Annotated in this window: 18 protein-coding genes; 15 read left to right on the top strand and 3 right to left on the bottom strand. The window is 48.1% G+C overall.

Annotated elements, in window-relative coordinates; genetic code table 11:
• The first annotated feature begins 26 nt into the window (after positions 1–26).
• From leuS to holA, 10 genes are all read left to right on the top strand, one after another.
• On the top strand, positions 27–2,513 hold the full coding sequence (gene leuS, locus L7E55_RS08140) for a leucine--tRNA ligase (RefSeq protein WP_277443628.1): 2,487 nt from the start codon (positions 27–29) through the stop codon (positions 2,511–2,513).
• Positions 2,514–2,562: 49 nt separating this feature from the next.
• Positions 2,563–3,231, top strand: coding sequence for a DUF421 domain-containing protein (locus L7E55_RS08145; protein ID WP_277443629.1), 669 nt, complete (start codon positions 2,563–2,565; stop codon positions 3,229–3,231).
• Between the two features lie 104 nt (positions 3,232–3,335).
• The gene (locus L7E55_RS08150) at positions 3,336–4,004 is read left to right on the top strand and encodes a ComEA family DNA-binding protein (protein WP_277443630.1); all 669 of its coding nucleotides are present in this window, start codon (positions 3,336–3,338) and stop codon (positions 4,002–4,004) included.
• Between the two features lie 87 nt (positions 4,005–4,091).
• Complete coding sequence (locus L7E55_RS08155) at positions 4,092–4,781, top strand: lytic transglycosylase domain-containing protein (protein WP_277443631.1); 690 nt, start codon at positions 4,092–4,094, stop codon at positions 4,779–4,781.
• A 306-nt stretch (positions 4,782–5,087) separates the two neighbouring features.
• On the top strand, positions 5,088–7,571 hold the full coding sequence (locus L7E55_RS08160; protein WP_277443632.1) for a DNA internalization-related competence protein ComEC/Rec2: 2,484 nt from the start codon (positions 5,088–5,090) through the stop codon (positions 7,569–7,571).
• 130 nt (positions 7,572–7,701) lie between these two features.
• Positions 7,702–9,243 carry an HD domain-containing phosphohydrolase gene (locus L7E55_RS08165; protein WP_277443633.1) on the top strand — a complete coding sequence of 514 codons (1,542 nt, stop codon included), beginning with the start codon at positions 7,702–7,704 and terminating at the stop codon, positions 9,241–9,243.
• Positions 9,234–9,431, top strand: coding sequence for a DUF3795 domain-containing protein (locus L7E55_RS17720; protein ID WP_420852025.1), 198 nt, complete (start codon positions 9,234–9,236; stop codon positions 9,429–9,431). Before L7E55_RS08165 ends, L7E55_RS17720 begins: the two co-directional genes overlap by 10 nt.
• A 92-nt stretch (positions 9,432–9,523) precedes the next feature.
• Positions 9,524–10,108 (top strand): hypothetical protein, encoded by a 585-nt coding sequence (locus L7E55_RS08170; RefSeq protein ID WP_277443634.1) that lies wholly within the window; start codon positions 9,524–9,526, stop codon positions 10,106–10,108.
• A gap of 23 nt (positions 10,109–10,131) precedes the next feature.
• Positions 10,132–10,443 carry an MTH1187 family thiamine-binding protein gene (locus tag L7E55_RS08175; protein WP_277443635.1) on the top strand — a complete coding sequence of 104 codons (312 nt, stop codon included), beginning with the start codon at positions 10,132–10,134 and terminating at the stop codon, positions 10,441–10,443.
• A 2-nt stretch (positions 10,444–10,445) separates the two neighbouring features.
• Positions 10,446–11,492: a DNA polymerase III subunit delta gene (gene holA, locus L7E55_RS08180; protein WP_277443636.1), complete on the top strand. Its 1,047-nt coding sequence runs from the start codon at positions 10,446–10,448 to the stop codon at positions 11,490–11,492.
• 68 nt (positions 11,493–11,560) lie between these two features.
• On the opposite strand, the gene rpsT is transcribed toward holA, so the two are convergent.
• Positions 11,561–11,827: a 30S ribosomal protein S20 gene (rpsT, locus tag L7E55_RS08185; protein WP_277443637.1), complete on the bottom strand. Its 267-nt coding sequence runs from the start codon at positions 11,825–11,827 to the stop codon at positions 11,561–11,563.
• Positions 11,828–11,956: 129 nt separating this feature from the next.
• Between rpsT and L7E55_RS08190 the strand changes: the two genes are divergently transcribed.
• From L7E55_RS08190 to hemW, 5 genes are all read left to right on the top strand, one after another.
• Complete coding sequence (locus tag L7E55_RS08190) at positions 11,957–12,295, top strand: phage holin family protein (RefSeq protein ID WP_277443638.1); 339 nt, start codon at positions 11,957–11,959, stop codon at positions 12,293–12,295.
• A gap of 72 nt (positions 12,296–12,367) precedes the next feature.
• Positions 12,368–13,435 carry a stage II sporulation protein P gene (gene spoIIP / locus L7E55_RS08195; protein WP_277443639.1) on the top strand — a complete coding sequence of 356 codons (1,068 nt, stop codon included), beginning with the start codon at positions 12,368–12,370 and terminating at the stop codon, positions 13,433–13,435.
• Between the two features lie 148 nt (positions 13,436–13,583).
• Positions 13,584–13,868 (top strand): hypothetical protein, encoded by a 285-nt coding sequence (locus tag L7E55_RS08200; protein WP_277443640.1) that lies wholly within the window; start codon positions 13,584–13,586, stop codon positions 13,866–13,868.
• Between the two features lie 185 nt (positions 13,869–14,053).
• Positions 14,054–15,862 (top strand): translation elongation factor 4, encoded by a 1,809-nt coding sequence (gene lepA / locus L7E55_RS08205; RefSeq protein WP_277443641.1) that lies wholly within the window; start codon positions 14,054–14,056, stop codon positions 15,860–15,862.
• A gap of 113 nt (positions 15,863–15,975) precedes the next feature.
• Positions 15,976–17,124 (top strand): radical SAM family heme chaperone HemW, encoded by a 1,149-nt coding sequence (gene hemW / locus L7E55_RS08210; RefSeq protein WP_277443642.1) that lies wholly within the window; start codon positions 15,976–15,978, stop codon positions 17,122–17,124.
• Between the two features lie 872 nt (positions 17,125–17,996).
• On the opposite strand, the gene L7E55_RS08215 is transcribed toward hemW, so the two are convergent.
• Both L7E55_RS08215 and L7E55_RS08220 read right to left on the bottom strand, forming a co-directional pair.
• Positions 17,997–18,500, bottom strand: coding sequence for a DUF4829 domain-containing protein (locus tag L7E55_RS08215; RefSeq protein WP_277443643.1), 504 nt, complete (start codon positions 18,498–18,500; stop codon positions 17,997–17,999).
• A gap of 75 nt (positions 18,501–18,575) precedes the next feature.
• Positions 18,576–19,703, bottom strand: a complete 1,128-nt coding sequence (locus L7E55_RS08220; RefSeq protein WP_277443644.1) for an amidase domain-containing protein — start codon at positions 19,701–19,703, stop codon at positions 18,576–18,578.
• Between the last annotated feature and the right edge of the window lie 242 nt (positions 19,704–19,945).

Below are 19,945 nucleotides of genomic sequence, written 5' to 3' on the forward strand. Positions count from 1 at the left end.
GGCTTTTAGATAAGGAGATGGGATAGTTGAAAGAGAAGTATGACTTTCAAGAAGTGGAAAAAAAGTGGCAGGGCCGCTGGGCTGAGGAGAATCTTTATGCCGTGCCTGATTTCTCTGACCGGCCCAAGTATTATTGCCTGGAGATGTTTCCTTATCCTTCCGGGAAATTGCATATGGGCCATGTGCGGAATTACTCAATTGGCGACGTGGTTGCCCGTTTTAAAACCATGGAAGGTTATCATGTGCTCCACCCGATGGGGTGGGACGCTTTCGGACTGCCTGCCGAAAACGCGGCGATAAAACACGGCGGCATCCACCCGGCTGACTGGACCATAGATAACATAGACAATATGCGCGAACAGCTTAAGCAGTTGGGCATCAGTTATGACTGGAGCAGGGAGGTCGCTACCTGCCACCCTGAGTATTATCGTTGGACCCAGTGGCTGTTTCTCCAGTTGTTCCATCAAAGGCTGGCTTATAAAAAGCAAGCCGCGGTGAACTGGTGCACGGACTGCGCCACAGTGCTCGCCAACGAGCAGGTGAAAGACGGGTGCTGCGAGCGTTGCGGAGCCCCGGTGGAAAAACGGGAACTGGCCCAGTGGTTCTTTAAAATTACTGATTACGCCGAGCGCCTGCTCAAGGACATCGACCTGCTGGAAGGCTGGCCCGACAAGGTCAAGATCATGCAGGAACACTGGATCGGGCGGAGCGAGGGCACGGAAATAGACTTTAAAGTTGTCGGACATGACGAAGTGATCACTGTATTCACCACCCGCCCGGACACCATTTTCGGGGTTACTTACATGGTGCTGGCGCCGGAGCACCCGCTGGTTGAAAAACTGGTCGCGGGTACGAGCTACGAGGCGGAAATAAAGGAATTCGTGCGCAAAGTGAGCAACATGAGCGAGATAGACCGCACTTCCACCGAGATGGAAAAGATCGGCCTGCCCACGGGAGCGTATTGCGTCAACCCGGTGAACGGCGAAAAAGTGCCGGTGCTGATCGGCAACTACGTTCTTTTGGAGTACGGCACCGGCTGTGTCATGGGTGTCGCCGCTCATGACCAGCGGGACTTCGAGTTTGCCAAAAAGTATAATTTCCCGATCCGGGTGGTGATCCAGCCGCCGGGAGAGAATTTGGACCCCGCCGCCATGACAGGCGCTTATGAAGAAGAAGGCGTGCTGGTAAATTCCGGGCAGTTCGACGGGATGCCCAACACAGAGGCCATTAAAGCTATCACGGAGTACCTCGAGCAAAAAGGGTGGGGCCGTTTCCGGGTAAACTTCCGGCTACGCGACTGGCTGATTTCCCGCCAGCGTTACTGGGGTGCGCCAATCCCCATCGTGTACTGTGAAAAGTGCGGCACCGTGCCGGTGCCTGAGAGTGACTTGCCGGTGCTGCTGCCCAGGGAAGTGGAATTCAGGCCGACCGGGCAGTCCCCGCTGGCTGAGTGCCCGGAATTCGTCAATACTGTCTGCCCTACATGCGGCGGGCCGGCCAAAAGAGAAACCGACACGATGGACACATTTATGTGTTCTTCCTGGTATTATTTCCGCTATACCAGCCCGCGGGAGACAACAGGCCCGTGGGATAAAGCCAAGGTGGACCACTGGCTGCCGGTGGACCAGTATATCGGCGGGGTGGAGCACGCCATCCTGCACCTGTTATACTCCCGGTTTTTTACCAAGGTGCTTTACGACCTGAAACTGGTAAGCATGCAGGAGCCTTTTACCAACTTGTTGACCCAGGGCATGGTGCTCAAAGACGGGGCTAAAATGTCCAAATCAAAAGGTAATGTGATCAGTCCGGAAGATATCGTGGCGCGGTACGGGGCGGATACAGCCAGGCTATTCATACTCTTCGCGGCTCCCCCGGAACGCGACCTGGAGTGGAGCGATCAGGGCGTGGAGGGCTGCTACAGGTTCTTAAACCGGGTCTGGCGCTTGGTCGCCCCTCTGGCCGATACTCTGAATAGTACGACGGGTGGCGCGCCCCGCGCCAAGCTGGTGGGCGCCAACCGTGAGATGCTCCGGGTGACGCATAGCACTATTAAGAAAGTCACAGATGATATTGGCGCCCGCTTCAACTTCAACACCGCGGTCAGCGCCATCATGGAGCTGGTAAACGCGCTATACCAGTATAAAGAACTCCCCGAGACCGACCGGGATCAAGGGGTGTTGCGGGAGGCAATAGACGCCCTGCTGCTGTTGCTCGCGCCTTTTGCCCCGCATATTGCCGAGGAGATCTGGGAAGCCACCGGTCACACGGGCAGCATTCACAGCCGGCCCTGGCCGGTTTACGACGAGTCGGCCATTAAAGAAGATGAGATAACCATAGTGGTGCAGACGAACGGCAAAGTACGTGAACGCCTCCTGGTTCCAGCCGGTCTTTCCGCCGACGCGCTGCGGGAAAAAGTGCTGGGTGAACCAAGAGTGCAGCAGTTAATCGAAGGTAAAAAAGTAGTCAAGGTAATCCCTGTCCCTGATAAACTGGTGAATATCGTAATAAAATAAGGCAAAACATAACAGTACGGTGTGTAATATAACAGGGGTGGTGCGGCATTTGCTCCTTGAACATATTTACCGTACTGTTTTTGTTTATTTTCTGGTCCTGGTAGTGATCAGGATGATGGGAAAGCGGGAAATCGGCCAGCTTTCCCCCTTTGATTTTGTAGTCGCGATAATCATCGCCGAGTTGGCGGCCATACCGATGGAGGCCACCGACGTGCCCGTCTGGCACAGTATTCTGCCTCTGGTTATCTTGGGCTTACTGGAAGTGGTAATGTCCTATGCCACACTGTTTAGCCGCACCCTGCGCGGCATTGTTTGCGGCCAGCCGCAGGTCATTATCAAAAGCGGGCAACTGCTGCGCAACGAGATGAGAAAAGCGCGCTACAACCTGGACGACCTGCTGGGACAACTCAGGGAAAAAGGGATCGTCGACATTAGTGACGTGGAATTTGCCATACTGGAAACATCTGGAAGACTTAGTGTTATTTTAAAATCCCAGCAACGCCCGGTTACCCCGGCCGACCTGGGCATTTCGACCCCATACGAAGGCCTCCCCACGGTGCTGGTCATGGATGGCAGCGTGATTAGCAAAAATTTAAAAGAGATCGACCTCGACGAAAACTGGCTCAACGAGCGGCTAAAAGAGCGCGGGCTTGAACCCAAAAAAGTCCTGCTTGCCTCGCTGGGGACTAACGGCAGGCTGTTCGTCAATAAAAAATAATTAAATAAAAAAAGGAAAATGTTGTCGTTGGTAGAATTACTCTAAATATGTAAAAGAATATCAAGGAATTTGCAGAAAACCAGGAAGTTTTTTTTTGCAGGGCGGTGGGGCGTATTATTCAGCTCGATCGGAAACAGCAGTTGATCATACTCCTTCTGGTAGGGGTGATTCTATTCGGCGGGGGCTACCGGTACGCTCAAATGAAGGAACGGGCGGCGAATGAAGGTAAGCCCGTGCTTGAGAACGCAACTGAAAACAAGACCAAAGAATTACAAGTTCATGTAGCCGGGGCGGTAGTCAGGCCGGGTGTATACAAGCTGCCTCAGGGCGCGAGAGTCATTGACGCTGTTAACATGGCCGGGCCGGGAGAAGGCGCCGAACTGGACTCTTTAAAGCTAGCCTCGCTGGTCACTGACGGCCAGACGATACTTGTCCCGTTCAAAACGTCCTCTGCAGGAAGTACTGTTGCCGCGCCGGGGAACATTGCCGGAACCTCCGGAAGTGCAACCAGCGGAAGCGGTCATGGCACCATGGTGTCGGGGCCGGGAACAGGTCAAGCCAGTTCCGCTTCAGTTAGCGGCCTGGTGAATATCAACACGGCTGATTCCAGCCAGTTGGACACCCTGCCCGGGATCGGCCCGGCGCTGGCGCAGCGGATTGTCCAGTACCGCGAGACAAACGGGCCTTTTAATAGCGTGGAAGACATTAAAAATGTATCAGGCATAGGCGATAAAAAGTTTGAGGACCTAAAAGACAAGATAACTGCGCGCTAACCGTTAATCTTAAATTATTCAATATGTGCAGTTTTGTTAGCTATGTAACTGAAACTGTAACCTTTGGGAATCGGAGGGGTTTTACATTTGGATATAAGCATACTGGTTAGAATGCTATTAATGAACTATCTGTCAACTATCCTTACCGGAGAAAAAAAAGTCAATGAGCAAACCGGGAGTAATGATAACGATTTTGAGTCGTTTCTGGCTCTGGCCCTGGCCGGCAGTAGTCTCAGTCAAGGTGGCCTCTCTTCCTGTTACGGTATTTCCAGCGGTGTCTCCACACGGCGGGTAAAATCTGCTTCACCTAAGCACGTCAGTCAAGGCGGGAGCACTGTTTCATCAGGTTACGCGCAGAAAACCGCTAGCCGTACCTCCGGTGAGAAAGCCGGTACGGGCTTGTCCGGTTTGATTGATCGGATTTGCTCCAAGTACGGGGTTGACGCGGCGCTGGTTAAATCAGTCATCCAGGCGGAGTCCAGTTTTAACCCGAACGCCACTTCGTCCGCGGGGGCTATGGGGCTGATGCAACTGATGCCAGGCACAGCCGATTCCCTGGGTGTGAATGACCCCTACGATCCGGTGCAGAATGTCGACGGCGGCGTGCGCTATTTAAGGCAACTCCTAAACCGTTACGATGGAGACAGCAGACTTGCCCTGGCAGCGTACAACGCCGGTCCGGGAGCGGTTGACCAGGCGGGAGGGATACCGAACTACCGGGAAACCAGGGATTACGTGAAAAAGGTACTGGAAAGCAGGGTAAACTTTATGGTGTAAGCAGTTGTAATTTGTCAGGAGTCAGTAGTCAGAATTCAGGAGTCAGAATAAGAGAATGGTTTATCATCTTAAAATCATTTGTGTTCGGTTAACTAGTTTATTACAAAACCATTCTTTGAAAAACTGTATCCTGGGGGAAATAGGTTTTTAAGTCATGTTCCAAGGGGATGGGATCTCTTAATTCATGCTATGCAAATGTATGGATTGATATTATATGGTCATTCTTTCGTGCATGTGTCTTAAAATGTTTTATTCTGAATTCTGACTCCTGACTCCTGAATACTTGTAATTACTTGAGGGAGTTCCATGAACAGACCTCTGGTTGTTCTCACTGCTTGTTACATCGCAGGTGTTTTATCAGGCGGGCTGGCAAATGTAAAATTCTCTTTGGCGCTGCTCCTGGCGAGTTTTTGCCTGTTGGCGGCAGCAGCCGGTTACGTGATGGCCTGGCGGAGAAATCGCCGGGTTATTTTAATTCTCTTTTTCCTCTTTGGATTGGCTATGTCCCGCCTGGCGGTTGAAGAAAGTGAAACACCTCTTGTTGAATACTCCGGGCAGCAGGTAGTTCTTTCCGGGCGAATAGTGGCTGAACCCGATGTTCGCCAGGATAAAGTATTTTACCTGCTGCAGGCGCGAGAATTGTCGTTGGGTACGGAGCGACGGGCAGTTACCGGGATGGTGCGGCTTCAGGTTAAAGAATCAAACCGGGTTTTCGGTTACGGTGATGTTGTGAAAGCATCCGGACTGCTGGCCAGGCCGGAGTTGCCGGGCAATCCGGGTGGGTTTAATTACAGGACATACCTGGAGAGGCAGGGAATCAGGGTAGTTTTGATGGCCCGGGGTGAAAAATCGGTGGAAAAGACCGCTGAAAGCGCGGTTAACCCGCTGCTAAGCGCCGCCTTAAAGCTTAAAGGGCAACTCTCTTCAACCGCCACCACGTCACTTGGGCCAAATCAAACGGCAATTTTAAACGGGATTGTCTTCGGAACTCAAGGGTTGATTGACAGTCAAACAAGGCAGGCTTTTACCGAAACAGGAGTTGTCCACATCCTGAGTGTTTCCGGCTTGCATATCGGCCTGGTTCTGGGCGGGATGATCGGGCTGCTGCGGCTGCTGAGGCTTCCGCCCGGGCTGACGGCGCCGTTAGTTACCCCGGTATTAATTTTTTATGTCTTGATGACCGGCTTTAATCCGGCTGTATTGCGCGCGGCCATCATGGCCATCTTATTGCTCTGGGCGCACCAGCTGGGCCGTGACCGGGATTGGCCCACCACTATGGCGCTGGCGGCGCTGGTCATCCTTCTCTGGAACCCGCTGCAAATTTACCACCCCGGGTTCCAGCTTTCTTTTGCCGCCACCTGGGGAATTCTATATCTGTCGCCTATTATAAATAATACCTGCGCCGGGCTTTTCAAGGTTTTACCTGACGGTTTGGCCCGTCCTTTAGCCCAGGCGCTGGCAGTCCCGCTGGCTGCCCAACTGGCGACCATACCGCTGGTAGCCTGGTATTACAACTTAATATCACCCGTATCGATCCTGGCCAACCTCGTCGTGGTTCCCTTGACTGGGATAATCATGTTTTTGGGGTTTATTTCTGCGGTTCTGGGGATGATCTGGCTGCCGCTGGCTGCTTTAGTAAATGTGAGCAACGGTGTTATTATCGACGTGTTCTTGAAGAGCGTTTCTTTTTTTCAGGGGCTGCCCGGCGCGGTGTTTTACCTGCCCACACCTCCGGAGGTACTGGCGGCGGCCTGGTACGGGGGCTTGATGGCAATTGGGTGGCTTTATTCAGGAAGGTGCGAGCCGGCTGTAAAAGAACGTGTGAAAGGATGGGTTATCGTAGGACTGGCGCTATGCGCCGCGCTCTTTTTAGTCTGGGTGCCCTGGGCTGGTGGGCATGGGTTGACCGTGCATTTTCTGGACGTTGGGCAGGGGGACTGCATTTTGGTGCAAACTCCGGGCGGCAATAACATGCTGATTGACACCGGCGGCCGGCGGGATGAATATCAAACCGGCACCGGTGTTGGTGATCAAGTGGTAACGCCCTACCTACGTAAAATTGGTGTCCGTCGTTTGGATGTTTTGGTTTTAACCCACCCGCACGAAGATCACGCAGGCGGCGCTGCCACCATAGTGAAAAATTTTCCTGTAAGAATGGCGGTTGTTCCCCAAATGGACGAAGTAGTTCTGAAGAGCCAGGAAGGCTTAGTGGCTGGAGAAACAACCGCTGTTAAAAAAAAAGGAAAAAATGATACCGGTGAAGAAGTACCTTTAGCTTACATAGCGTTGCTTAAGAAAATGGCTGCCGGTGGTATTGCGGTTCGGGCTGCCGGAGCTGGTGACGTTATTAAGCTGGACCGCGAGACGGAGGTTGAAGTGCTTTATCCCGGATTAGCGGCGGGTAAGACCATATCTAATATGAACAATTGCTCACTGGTGCTTAAGTTGACATATAGACAAAAGTCATTCATGTTTACCGGTGATGTGGAGACGGATGCGCAGAGCGGGTTAATTCAAACTGGAGCGGACTTGAAGGCGGATATTTTGAAAATGCCCCACCACGGCAGCCGTTCCTTGCTGCCGGCGCTGGTGGAACAGGTGAACCCTGAAGCAGCGGTTATTTCTGTTGGCGCTCATAATAACTTTGGCCATCCCGCCCAGTCTACGTTAGAAACGCTTAACCGGGATGGAGTGAGGGTTTACCGCACCGACCAGGACGGGGCGGTGATTTTTAATACAGATGGACGCCGGCTGGAAGTAAAAACAGGTAAGAATAAGGATACAACCTGAAGTTAAAGCTTACTCAGTATGTAGCGGCGCTTTATAGTAAATTAATTTTGATCCTCATTTAAAACAAGCTTTATTGCTACTTTTTATTACCATATAATTAAAATATATTCATTATAAAGTGGTGAGATTAATGCAGAATTCCCAAACCGGCGGTGAAGATTATATCTTTAACCAGGTTGAAACCTTGCTGAATGTAGGAATCGCTCTAACTGCCGAAAAAGATCACAATCGGCTGCTGGAGATGATTGTCACTGAAGCGCGCAATATTACGAACAGTGACGCCGGTACTCTTTATTTAAGGCAAAATGACCAGCTTGTTTTTAAAATTGTCCAGACGCAATCGCAAAATGTTTTTCTGGGTGGTTCGGGGGAGGAAGTTAAACTGCCGCCGGTGGCGCTCGTGGAAAGTAATGTGTCCGCCTATGTGGCGCTTACCGGGAAAACGGTAAATATAGCTGATGTATACTTCGCTGAGGGATTTGATTTTTCCGGTCCGCGCAATTATGACCGGATCACGGGGTACCGCACCAAGTCGATGCTTGTCGTGCCATTGGAAAACCACGAGGGGGAAATCATCGGTGTGCTGCAGCTGATTAACTCGCTGGAGAGCGACAACCATACAGTCAGAGTATTCCCGGAACACTACCAGAAAGTGATTGAGTCGCTTGCCTCCCAGGCGGCTATCGCTCTGACCAACGCGCAGCTTCTGAGAGATATTGAAGATCTTTTTAATTCCTTTGTGCAAGTAATGGCAACAGCTATCGACGCCAGGACACCATATAACGCGAACCATACCAGGCGCGTCGCCATGCTGGCGAGGGCGACCGCGGAAGCGATAAACGATGTGAAGGAAGGACCTCTGGCGCAAGAGCATTTTAACCCGGAGAGACTGGAACAATTAACCATGGCGGGATGGCTGCATGACATCGGTAAAGTCACCACACCTCTATCCGTGATGAATAAAGCCACCCGCCTGGAAGGCCGGATGGATATTGTACTGCAGCGGATGGACTATATTAGCCAGTCCGAAAAAATGAACAGTCTCGCCAGACAAGTGGAACTGCTGAAAAATGGTATGAAGGAAGAAGCTGAGCAGGAATCCCGGCTAAGCGGCCAACGCCTGGTGAAAATAAAAGAAATAAAGGATTTGATCATAAAATGTGACAATCCGGCAACCTTTATTGACGACCAACTCCTTGACCAATTGCAAGAAGCTGCCGGGTATGTCTATCTTGATCCGGAAGGTGTGGAGAGACCCTATATCAGCTCCGAAGAGTTGGAGAACCTGAGCATTCGTAAAGGTACTCTAACAAACGGAGAACGGGAGATAATGGAACAGCATGTGGTGATAACAGGCAAGATGCTGGAAAAAATAACTTTTATCAAAAAACTTAAGGATGTTCCCTTGTTTGCGAGTATGCACCACGAGTTTCTGGATGGAAACGGTTATCCCAACAAGCTAAGAGGCGAGACTATCCCCTTGGAGGGAAGAATACTGTCTCTCGTTGATATATATGACGCACTGACTGCTGGAGACCGCCCTTATAAAAAAGCCATACCATGGGAAGGTGCGCTGCGCATCCTTGGTTTCATGGTAAAAGAAGGCAAGCTTGACAATGAATTATATGATGTTTTTAAAGAACACCGTGTATGGGAAAAGGTATGCGATTGAAAACTCAACCAACAGGCAGCCAATCTGGCGATAAAAATGAAACAGCGGGTGAAAGTAACCAAGCGCAACCGGATAGCCGGCTGCATTTTTTCCTATGCAACACACTTGATTGTCTAATGGAAAGGGATCTTAGATCTTGTTTTGAGTGTGATGATTTTCCCTGCGTAAAATTACGCCCGTTTGGTTAAAACGAATAACGCCGTGCCTATGATAGAATTTCCCGGCGTTTGACCTGAAAAATTATGAAAGATATAATAGTGGTACAATAGGAGGAGTAGTCTTGGACAAGATTAAATCAGCTTATGAAATGGCCATGGAACGTTTTCAGCAAAGGAAAGAAGTGCCTCGCTCGGAAATTGACCGGCTGGAGTACATGCCGGTGGGAAGAGCCATAGCCGCTAATTATCTTAGGGAAAGCAATTACGATATTTTCGCTGAAATCGGCAAGCACTCCGAAAATTATAAAAAGTACATAATCGAAGGTATGCAGGAAACCTTTTTGAACAATATCCTGCCGCCCGTCGACAAATCTTCCTGGACGACAAACAAGATGGTGATGGAAGGGCTGCTGCTGATTAAAGAGGACAAACAGGCGGTAGAGGAAGTTTATGGCCGGCTGGAGTACCTTTTCAAGTATTACGAGCAGACCCTGGTGCAAACTTACAGTCAGTTCAAAGATGATTATAGCGCGAAGATCAGCGCAACTGCCAGGTCGATGGGTAAAATGACCGGGGGAAAACTTAAGATTGATCCGGAGAAACAACCGGGCTTCCGGGAAGAATGGATGAAAATTCTTGGCCGTTTAAACGAACAGTATACTAAAGTACTGGGAGAACAGAAAGATAAACTGCGAAAGATCAATTAATCTCGCGCGGGGGTGTAATTAATATGGCCGTTGTGGAGGTAAGCATCGTGCCTGTAGGCACACAGTCGCCCAGCCTGAGTGAATATGTGGCTGGGTGTATCGCGATACTTGAAAGCGCCGAAGGGGTTACTTATCAACTTAACCCCATGGGTACTGTCATAGAAGGGGACTTGAACCGCGTTTTGGAGGTAATCCAAAGGATGCACGAGCACCCTTTTACAAGAGGTGTCGAAAGAGTGGTTACCACTGTTCGCATAGACGACCGGCGGGACAAGTCGTTGACTATGGCCGGTAAAGTAGCGGCGGTTAAGGCCAGGCTTAGACAGGGGCAATAATAATGAAATATTTTATTGAGCTGTTAAACAGCCTTAAACGGGGAGTAGTCGCTCCGGTTTATCTTTTTTACGGGGAAGAAACTTACTTGCGGGAGCAGGCTGTTTCACGTTTTAAGGATTATCTTGTCAAGGACGGCGGGTCTGGGCTGAACTATGACCTGATCGACGGTGAAGCGGTAAATCCGGCAGATATAGTGGCAAGAGCGGAGACTCTTCCATTTTTTTCTGATAAACGCCTGGTGGTGGTTAAGAATCCTCTTTTCTTAAAAACTAGACAGGCCGGTGAGTCAATTTCGGAAACTGAGGAGGAAGCGAAGGTTCCGGATAAAGAAAAACTGCTTTTGAATTACCTGGAGAACCCGCTAACTTCAACATGTCTTGTTTTTACTACCGGTGGGCCCGTGGATAAGCGTAAAAAAATATTTCGTTCAATTAAAAAAAACGGACGGGCAATAGATTTCACTTTTCTCAGAAAGGGGGAGCTGGGCCGTTGGCTGGCGCAAAAAGCCGGCGCGGCAGGCAAAAAATTCGATGCGGAGGCGGGAGACGCTTTCCTGGGATCCGTTGGCCCGTCATTGCAGAACTTGGTAATGGAACTGGATAAGTTGTTCTGTTACACAGCCGGACGCGAAGTGATTACTCTGTCAGATGTGCGCCGGGTATCCGCGCCCGGAGTAGAAGATAATATTTTTGCGATAGTCGACGCGATCGGCGGCAAGCGGTGCGGGGAAGCGCTGGCAGGTATTAAAGAAATGCTGGCGGCAAAAGAACCTCCCCTGCGCTTGCTTTCAATGATCTCCAGGCAGTTCCGCCTGCTGCTGCAAGTAAGTGATTTAACCGGGCGGGGCTGTTCGGCCCGGGAAATCTCCGGAAGGCTAAAAATACCTCCGTTTGTTTATCAAAAAATAGCCTCGCAATGTCACAATTTTGATCAAAGCCTGTTAATTGGAGTATTTGAATCACTGTCGGAGTTGGAAACAGCGGTAAAAGCCGGACGGCAGGAATTTTACCCGGCGATTGAGACGTATTTGTTGAAACTCTGCGTTTAGTCCGGTTATCCGGTTAACAGTGCAAAAATAAAAACCACCCTTATGATGTATAGGGTGGTTTTTCAGCCTTAACCCATTGACTTATTAAATCTCTTCATTAGACGTGATTTTTTGCGTGAAGCTGCATTTTTATGTAAAATGCCTTTTGTTACGGCTTTGTCAATTGCTTTCACGGCATTACGAAGCTTTATACCGGCTTCTTCAGCATTGGTTGCGCCCAAGGCTCCTTCGAACTTTCTGATGGTAGTCCGCAGCGCAGATTTGATCCGGGTGTTGCGTAATGTCCTTAAACGGATAATTTCGGCCCGTTTTGCTGCTGATTTAATGTTCGGCATATTTTTACTCACCCCCCAACGGGACCAATTTTACCATGCGCGGTGAAAAAATGCAAGCATGACTGGTATATACTTTCATATTTCAGGTAAAGCTACAGGTAATTGAAAAAGATTGGGGGTGAATTGAATATGCAATGGCTCGGATTAATCATCAGGTTTGTTGTTTCAGCACTTGTTTTGATCGTTGTGAGTTGGCTCTCACCCGGCTTTGTGGTGAGGGGGGGATTCGTCGGGGCTTTAATCGCCGCGGTGGTAATTGCCGTGCTCGGCTACATTGCTGAAGCTCTCCTGGGTGAACGAATTTCACCAAGGAACAGAGGTCTCGTAGGCTTTATTACGGCGGCAGTGGTAATTTACCTAGCCCAATTTATTATTCCTACGCTTCTCAGTGTGAACCTGGTCGGCGCGTTGATTTCCGCATTTATCGTTGGACTTATTGATGCCTTTGTACCGACTGTCATACGCTAACGGAGACGACCTTCATAAACTCTTCCTCCAGGACATAGAATTAATGAATGATTCCTGGAGGGAGGGTTTTTTATGTACCCATTGCCCGCCGCCGGCCGGTTACGGTATATGCGCGCCGGTCATGTCTGCAAATTTATTGCCCTGGCCGGGGTAGTTTTGATGCCGCTGTTATTATTTTTCCAGGTAACGGGCGCGGCGGCCTTGATGACGCTTAAGGAAAGCGCAGGTAGAATACCGGAAGAGGTCATCGCAGTGTTTTACCAGCGGGAACCGCTGAAAATACTGCAATGCGCCCTGCCGGTGCTATGCTGGGGCGGCTTCGAAGAGGATTCCCGAACTGACAGCCTGTCACAATCGCTACTGGATTCCCTGGGTGCCGTTGTCCAGGTGAATCTGTGCAGCCCGGTTGCGGTTTTAAGATCGCAAATGCCTCTGCTGGTTATGTCCGAGCCACGAGGAGTTGTGGCGGTAAGCAGGTCAGGTGACGCTCACCCGGTTAACCCCGTTCCGGTAAACAAGGTATCGGCCTTGCTTGGAGATAGCCTTGTGATAATATATAACACGCATACCGGGGAAACGTACAGTATGACTGACCGGGTAGAAAGGCTGGACGGCAGGCAAGGCGGAGTTGTAACTGTGGCGGCGGCGCTGCAGGATACCCTGGAGGGCAAGTACGGAATTAAAGTGGCCCGCTCGGACAGGATCAATGACGCTAACTACGACAATGCCTACATCGAGTCGGAGAAAACCGCGAAGGAACTGCTAGCCGACAATCCCAAGGCCAGGGTTGTTTTCGATATTCACCGCGACGCCGCAAAATCGCGTGAACAAAGTTTGGTTACTGTGAACGGTGAAAAAGTTGCGCCGATTCTTTTTATTACCGGTTCCGGCGCACGCAAGTCGTCCGCCGGGCTGCAGCAGAATTATGCCTTCGCCGCAAAGCTTTCGGGAAAAGTCAATGAGATGTATCCAGGGCTTTCTCTGGGGGTCAGGGTTAAGAACAGCAATTATAATCAGTATCTCCACCCGCATGCGGTACTGGTGGAAATAGGCACGTCAAAAAATTCAGTTGAAGAGGCGGTACGCTCAGCGGTTCTGCTTGCGGATGTGGTAGTTAGGGTGATTACGGAAGAGAGTTAAGTCAATATGATTTTGTACTATAAAAAGCCGCATGAGAGAAATTAGCGGACAAATCTATATTTAGAATCAAGGTGATATTGTGAGGACAAAATACAAGTTCGTAGTTTTACTTTCAATTGCCGCGGTGACTTGGGGGAGTGCTTATACAATGGCCAATTTTAACGAAATAGTCGCACCTGATGTACCGGTACAGGCGATCCATTTTGAGAAAGCGGAATCAGGCGCTTACCGTCTGAATATTCTGGGTGAAGACCTGGTGATAAAAATACCGGATAAATATTATCGTCTTAATGAATATTATCACTTTATTGAAAACAAATGCGGCGAAACCTTGATTTTAGTTAATAATAGCGCCGCGGGATTCCGGGACAAGTATCTCCCGGATTTATTATCACGCATACTAAATATTGAAAAAGAATTAGAATATCATTAGTTAAGCGTAGATAATGGGGAGATAATGCCGAATTACAAACGAATAAGTTCATGCTTAAAGGTGAAAATGAATAGCTGTCATTAAGGACTTCCTCGATTCCGGGGAAGTCCTTAATAATTGATACCCACTTCCGCCAGTGATATAATATTGTAGTTGTTTTCAGCAATAAGGAGTGAAGTTTTTCAATGGAGTGGGATCAGGATAGAATTCGTAATTTCTGTATTATCGCCCATATAGACCATGGCAAGTCTACCTTGGCGGACAGGCTTCTGGAGTACACCGGCGCCCTGAGCGAGCGCGAGATGACCAATCAGGTGCTGGACCAGATGGACTTGGAGCGGGAGCGGGGCATTACTATCAAAATGCAGGCCGTACGCTTGAATTACCTGGCTGGAGATGGCCGGGAATACCAGTTGAACCTGATTGACACCCCCGGTCATGTAGACTTTTCTTATGAGGTGTCCCGCAGCCTGGCAGCCTGTGAGGGCGCGCTGCTGGTAGTGGACGCGGCCCAGGGGATCGAAGCTCAGACTTTGGCCAATGTCTACCTGGCTCTGGATCATAACCTGGAAATAATCCCTGTCATTAATAAAATTGACTTGCCCGGCGCGGATCCGGAAAGGGTAAAGCGGGAAATTGAAGATGTGATTGGCATGGATACTTCTGAGTGTGTGCTGGCTTCCGCGAAAAGCGGGGAAGGTGTTAGAAATATTCTAGAGAAAATTGTGGCTAAAATACCTCCGCCTGGTGGTCTGAGTCAGGCCTCCTTAAAAGCGCTGGTTTTTGATTCACACTACGATCCGTATAAAGGGGTTATTGCCTATATCCGAATAATTGAAGGTTCTGTGTCAAAAGGCATGCAGATTAAGATGATGGCCACCGGCAAGGAATTTGAGGTGAGCGACGCGGGAATATTTCGCCCTACTCTCCTCTCAGTCGGTGAACTGCGCACCGGTGAAGTGGGTTTTATCGCCGCCGGCATAAAAAACGTCAAAGACTGCCAGGTGGGGGATACGGTCACAGACGCCCGGCGCCCGGCTGCGGTGCCGCTGCCCGGCTACCGCAAGGTTACCCCGATGGTTTACTGTGGCTTATATCCTGTAGATAATATACAGTATGATGATCTGAAAGACGCGCTGGAAAAGCTCAAACTAAACGACGCCTCCTTAATATATGAACCGGAGACTTCTGAGGCTTTGGGATTTGGCTTTCGCTGCGGCTTTCTGGGCCTGTTGCACATGGAGATTATTCAAGAACGGCTTGAGCGCGAGTACGACCTGAACTTGATCACCACTGCTCCGAACGTCGTCTATCAAATCACTACCACTGACGGGGAAGTAATTGAAATAGACAATCCGAGCAAACTGCCGCCGGCCGGCAAAGTGGAAATAATAGAGGAGCCCTTTGTCAAGGCGATTATCATGTGCCCGAAAGATTTTGTGGGCGCGGTGATGGAGTTGTGCCAGGAGCGTCGTGGTACCTTTGCCGATATGGAATATATGAGCGCCGGTAGGGTTATCCTGACATATAACCTGCCGCTCAGCGAGATTATCTTTGATTTCTTTGATCAACTCAAGTCGCGGACAAGAGGCTACGCCTCGCTGGATTACGAATTGTCCGGATATAAGGAATCCAATCTGGTTAAGCTGGATATCATGATCGCCGGTGAAGTGCTTGACGCGCTTTCAGTAATCATTCACCATGATAAGGCGTATTACCGGGGCCGCCAACTGGTGGAGAAACTGCGGGGGCTGATTCCGCGCCACCTCTTCGAAATCCCGATACAAGCCACCATCGGCAACCATATTATCGCCCGGGAAACAGTGAAGGCGGTGCGTAAAAATGTGCTGGCCAAGTGCTATGGCGGAGACATCACCCGCAAACGCAAGCTGCTGGAAAAACAAAAGGAAGGCAAAAAGCGGATGAAACAGGTTGGCAATGTTGAAATACCGCAGGAGGCATTTATGGCGGTATTGAGTATCGAGAATAAATAAAAGAGAAGGAGTCAGAATTCAGGAGTCAGGAGTCAGAATAAAAAAATGGTTTATTGCCTCGAATATTCTGAATTCTGACTACTGACTACTAAATAAATTGAGGTGTCCGGGCCATGACACTTGGTTTATATATCCACGTTCCATTTTGTGTTAGAAAGTGCCGTTATTGCGACTTTATCTCTTACCCTTATGAGGACGGAGCAGCCGGAATATACCTGGATTCCTTGTCTAAAGAGATAGAGATGTATGGTAACATTTTGCCGGAACGTGAGAAAGTCCTTGCCAGTGTTTTTATCGGTGGCGGAACACCTACCTGCCTGCCGGCTGAAAAGCTGGTTTTCATTTTGGAAACGGTACGTAAGGTTTTTTACTTGTTGCCAGAATGTGAGATAACTGTCGAGGCCAATCCCGGTACGGTTAACCAGGAGTCACTGGCATTGTTGCGGAAGAGCGGTGTAAACAGGCTCAGCTTGGGTGTGCAGGCTTTCCAGGACAGTATATTGTCTGTGCTGGGGCGCATCCATACAGCTGCCGAAGCTACCGGGGCTGTCCACGCAGCCAGGGAGGCCGGGTTTGAAAACCTGAATCTGGACTTGATCTACGGGATACCGGGTCAAACCGGAGAAGACTGGTTGGAATCACTAAATCAAGTCGCGAATCTGGATCCGGAACACATAGCGGTGTATGGACTTCAACTGGAGGCAGGAACACCTTTGGAACAGGCGGTGTCCTGCGGCGGGCTTAAACCTTGTTCTGAAGATCTGGATCTATTCATGTATCAAACGGCGATTGATTATTTAACCAGTCGGGGCTACGTACATTATGAGATTTCAAATTTTGCCCGGTCTGGACGTGAGTCGGTCCACAATCTTACTTACTGGCTAAATCAGGCCTACCTGGGATTTGGTCCGGCTGCGCATTCTTACCTGCGGAACGAACGTTTTGCCAACGAGTCTACTGTCAGTGGCTATGCCGGCAGTCTTGTACAGGGGAAATTGCCGGTCGCCTCGAGGGAGACCGGAACGATCAGGAATGAGATGGCAGAGACAATGTTTTTAGGCTTACGATTGCTTAGGGGAGTTGACCTTGAAGCTTTCTACCAGCGTTTTGGCCGGCGGGCAGAGGACATTTACCGGGCGGAAATAGCTTCTTTGCGGGAAGCCGGGCTGGTGGACCTCGCGGACGGATACCTACGCCTTACAGCAAAAGGCCTGCCTGTGGGAAATGAGGTTTTTCAGGAATTTGTATGCAACCAGTATTAGTAAAATATTTGCATACTTTTTTCCAATTCCTTGGGTGGGATACCAGGGGACGCTCTTTTTGCTTCCCGGTTGGGCTTTAAAACTATAATTTAATTAAATCCAGTAACCCAGGAATCTGCCATTATATTGCCTGTTAATAGTTGCCAAAAACGTTGAGAATCATTTATCATAAAAAGATTTCCGATCGGTTGATTCATCTCATCATGATTTGATAAACGCCGCTCTCACATCGTTCCCTTGCTTGTCTTGCCATCTATATTCACTCTTTCTAATTTTCTTTTATTATACCAAATAACTGCAAAGGAAGCAAAAAGAACGTCCCCTTGCTTACCAAGGAAGCAAAAAGAACGTCCCCTTGCTTACCCTTGCTTACCCTTGCTTACCAAGCCCTGTGGTCGACCCGGTAGGGTTATCCATAGGGCGGCACTGTCCATAACTCTTGAGCAGGTGACCCTCAACTGCACAATATTTGTGGCGTGCGACCATGCACAATGACAACGGTCAGCGTGTACAATCTCAGCGGTTAACATGCACGTTCTGTGACGGCGTATTCACCCAAGGTGATTCTACCTGCAAAAAACAACATAAAAATACGCCCTTCGGTCGTTTTGAAGTGGACGTGTTTTTTTTGATAGGAAAATGTATTAGTCAGTATTCAGTAGTGAAAATGACTGTAGACATTTTCATTATAGTTTGCACTCTATAGGGGCATGGGCGTTTGATGAGTACATTCAATATTACTTATGGCAGCGGCATGCGAAAAAGCTTTAATGAAGAGTATCAGGGGACTGAAAAATAATGCCGGAGTTATCACAACGCTGTAGTTCCTGAACCTGCTACGTGGTTTACTGAAATACTACACAGGAATATTATCACACACCACAATCGTCAATTTTCCAGGGTTCATTTTCTTTCTGTTTAATTAATATATATTTCCATATATCTTTTATGCTTTCATCTTGGTCTATCCCGTTTAGTTTACGCTTTAATTCGAAATCCACATCAAATATTATTACTTTATAGGGTTTGGTAATTGTGCCACGTCCATGAGTAAGATATTCTTCTTTAGGTATTTTTGAATTATTTAGCGAAATATCATTTATCCTCAAGTACTCGCATGCAGGAACTGATCCACAATTTATACGATTTTGTTCAAGAGTATTAACTTGAAATGGTGATAGATACCGCAGCTGTTCTTCATAATTATTGTCATTAACCGCTTTAAAGTAATTTTCTAATACCTGTTGGGCATCTGCTTGTTCCTGCTTATTATCGTAAATCCAATGTCCAGCTAATGCCAGAATAAGAATGAATACTATGAATATTATTGCCCATGCATATCGCATTCCAATCACCTCAATTTTAATAAAAAGCAAGCACAAACTACCTAATAATCACTAATACAGAATAAAAGAATAATAAGGGGGTAGGATTTCTACCCCCCAACAACATTAATTGTACCATCCATTAATGTGTAAGTACCTTCTTGTTTCACTGGTAAGATAATTATCCAGGTTGAGATCTTGCTGGTTTCTAGAATGACAGCAAATGAATATAAATCGATAATTGTTGTATGTGTATGCATTATTTATAAATGCACTATGATGCCAGCTACCATTACTAAATTGTACAATATCACCTGTACAAGCATTTTGCCGAGCAACTGAACTGGCAGATAATCCAACACCGCCATCATTAATGGCATAGTCCCACAATGGATCAACACCCGTCCAGGTTGGTGTTTTATTTGAAGTGCTATACCAGAACCATCTTTGATTATAACTGGGATCGCCAACTGTATCAAAAGGTATGCCACCCTTATAGAGGCAGATGCTAACAAAATTAGTGCAATCTCCACCCTCATCACTAGAATAAGTATACCATGGAGATGGATTATTTGAATTAGCATATTGATAAGCCCATGCTGCTGCATAAGAAGCATCGTAAGGCTGCAAGCTTAGTGTAGTTGCAACACTCTGGCTACCCTTATTAGGTGTTGAAGCTATAGCTTTTTTCTCCAGTAATTCTTCCTTGCTCCTTTCAAGTATTTTTGCCTTGGCTTGGGAAGCAGTGTTGCCTTTTTCTATTAATGATGATAAAATTTTCTTTGAAGGATCATTACTACTATCACTGGTTATGAGCCAGTTATTATTAATCTTTTCGAGTTTTATAATATGATCATCACGCATTCTTGAGCAAGTATTCGGAGAAGCATTCTGATAAAAGTCAATAATTTCTTTTACTTTTACATCAGCTTTATCATTCGTAACATTAATATTTTCAAAATCCATCTGCAGATTATAGCTCTTAAAGCGAAGGTCGATAAGTTGCATTTTTCGGTGATTAACATCGGCACTCAGTGTATTAACTTCCAATTCATATTCTGGATTGTTATCAGTTTTCCAAAATGAACTGATATCCTTTTCTTCGAGTGCTGATAATGCCTCGTATCTGGTATTATAATATTTTGTAATAACATCCTTTATGGCTTTATCATCCTGATTAGCAGCTAATGCCTGATGGCAAAGGATTGACATCAATAATAAAGATAGTAAAAATAAGCTGGTTATTTTTTTCAATTTAAACATGCTCCTTATCTTTCATTTTACAGATTGGGAAATCTAATTTTCAATATTTTCTGTTGCCGCTCAGTTTCCCTATCGGGAAATGAATAGTTTTTTCTTGCCAAAGGGGGCGGTAATCTGAGACAATAATTGACGTGTGCAGCCGGAGGTTGCGCCGACAATCATTATGTCAGGAGCAGCGAGACCGACAAAATAAATAAGGAAGACGTTAAGGGCTGCAACCCCGTCTTCCTTTT

Source organism: Pelotomaculum isophthalicicum JI (genome assembly GCF_029478095.1).
GTDB classification, from domain to species: domain Bacteria; phylum Bacillota; class Desulfotomaculia; order Desulfotomaculales; family Pelotomaculaceae; genus Pelotomaculum_D; species Pelotomaculum_D isophthalicicum.

Bases quoted from the DNA above. Each gene is read 5' to 3' on its own strand.
- L7E55_RS08165 (WP_277443633.1), top strand. From the start codon at position 7,702: ATGCAGAATTCCCAAACCGGCGGTGAAGATTATATCTTTAACCAGGTT.
- rpsT (WP_277443637.1), bottom strand. From the start codon at position 11,827: ATGCCGAACATTAAATCAGCAGCAAAACGGGCCGAAATTATCCGTTTA.
- spoIIP (WP_277443639.1), top strand. From the start codon at position 12,368: ATGTACCCATTGCCCGCCGCCGGCCGGTTACGGTATATGCGCGCCGGT.
- holA (WP_277443636.1), top strand. From the start codon at position 10,446: ATGAAATATTTTATTGAGCTGTTAAACAGCCTTAAACGGGGAGTAGTC.
- L7E55_RS08200 (WP_277443640.1), top strand. From the start codon at position 13,584: ATGGCCAATTTTAACGAAATAGTCGCACCTGATGTACCGGTACAGGCG.
- L7E55_RS08190 (WP_277443638.1), top strand. From the start codon at position 11,957: ATGCAATGGCTCGGATTAATCATCAGGTTTGTTGTTTCAGCACTTGTT.
- L7E55_RS08175 (WP_277443635.1), top strand. From the start codon at position 10,132: ATGGCCGTTGTGGAGGTAAGCATCGTGCCTGTAGGCACACAGTCGCCC.
- hemW (WP_277443642.1), top strand. From the start codon at position 15,976: ATGACACTTGGTTTATATATCCACGTTCCATTTTGTGTTAGAAAGTGC.
- L7E55_RS08160 (WP_277443632.1), top strand. From the start codon at position 5,088: ATGAACAGACCTCTGGTTGTTCTCACTGCTTGTTACATCGCAGGTGTT.
- lepA (WP_277443641.1), top strand. From the start codon at position 14,054: ATGGAGTGGGATCAGGATAGAATTCGTAATTTCTGTATTATCGCCCAT.
- L7E55_RS17720 (WP_420852025.1), top strand. From the start codon at position 9,234: ATGCGATTGAAAACTCAACCAACAGGCAGCCAATCTGGCGATAAAAAT.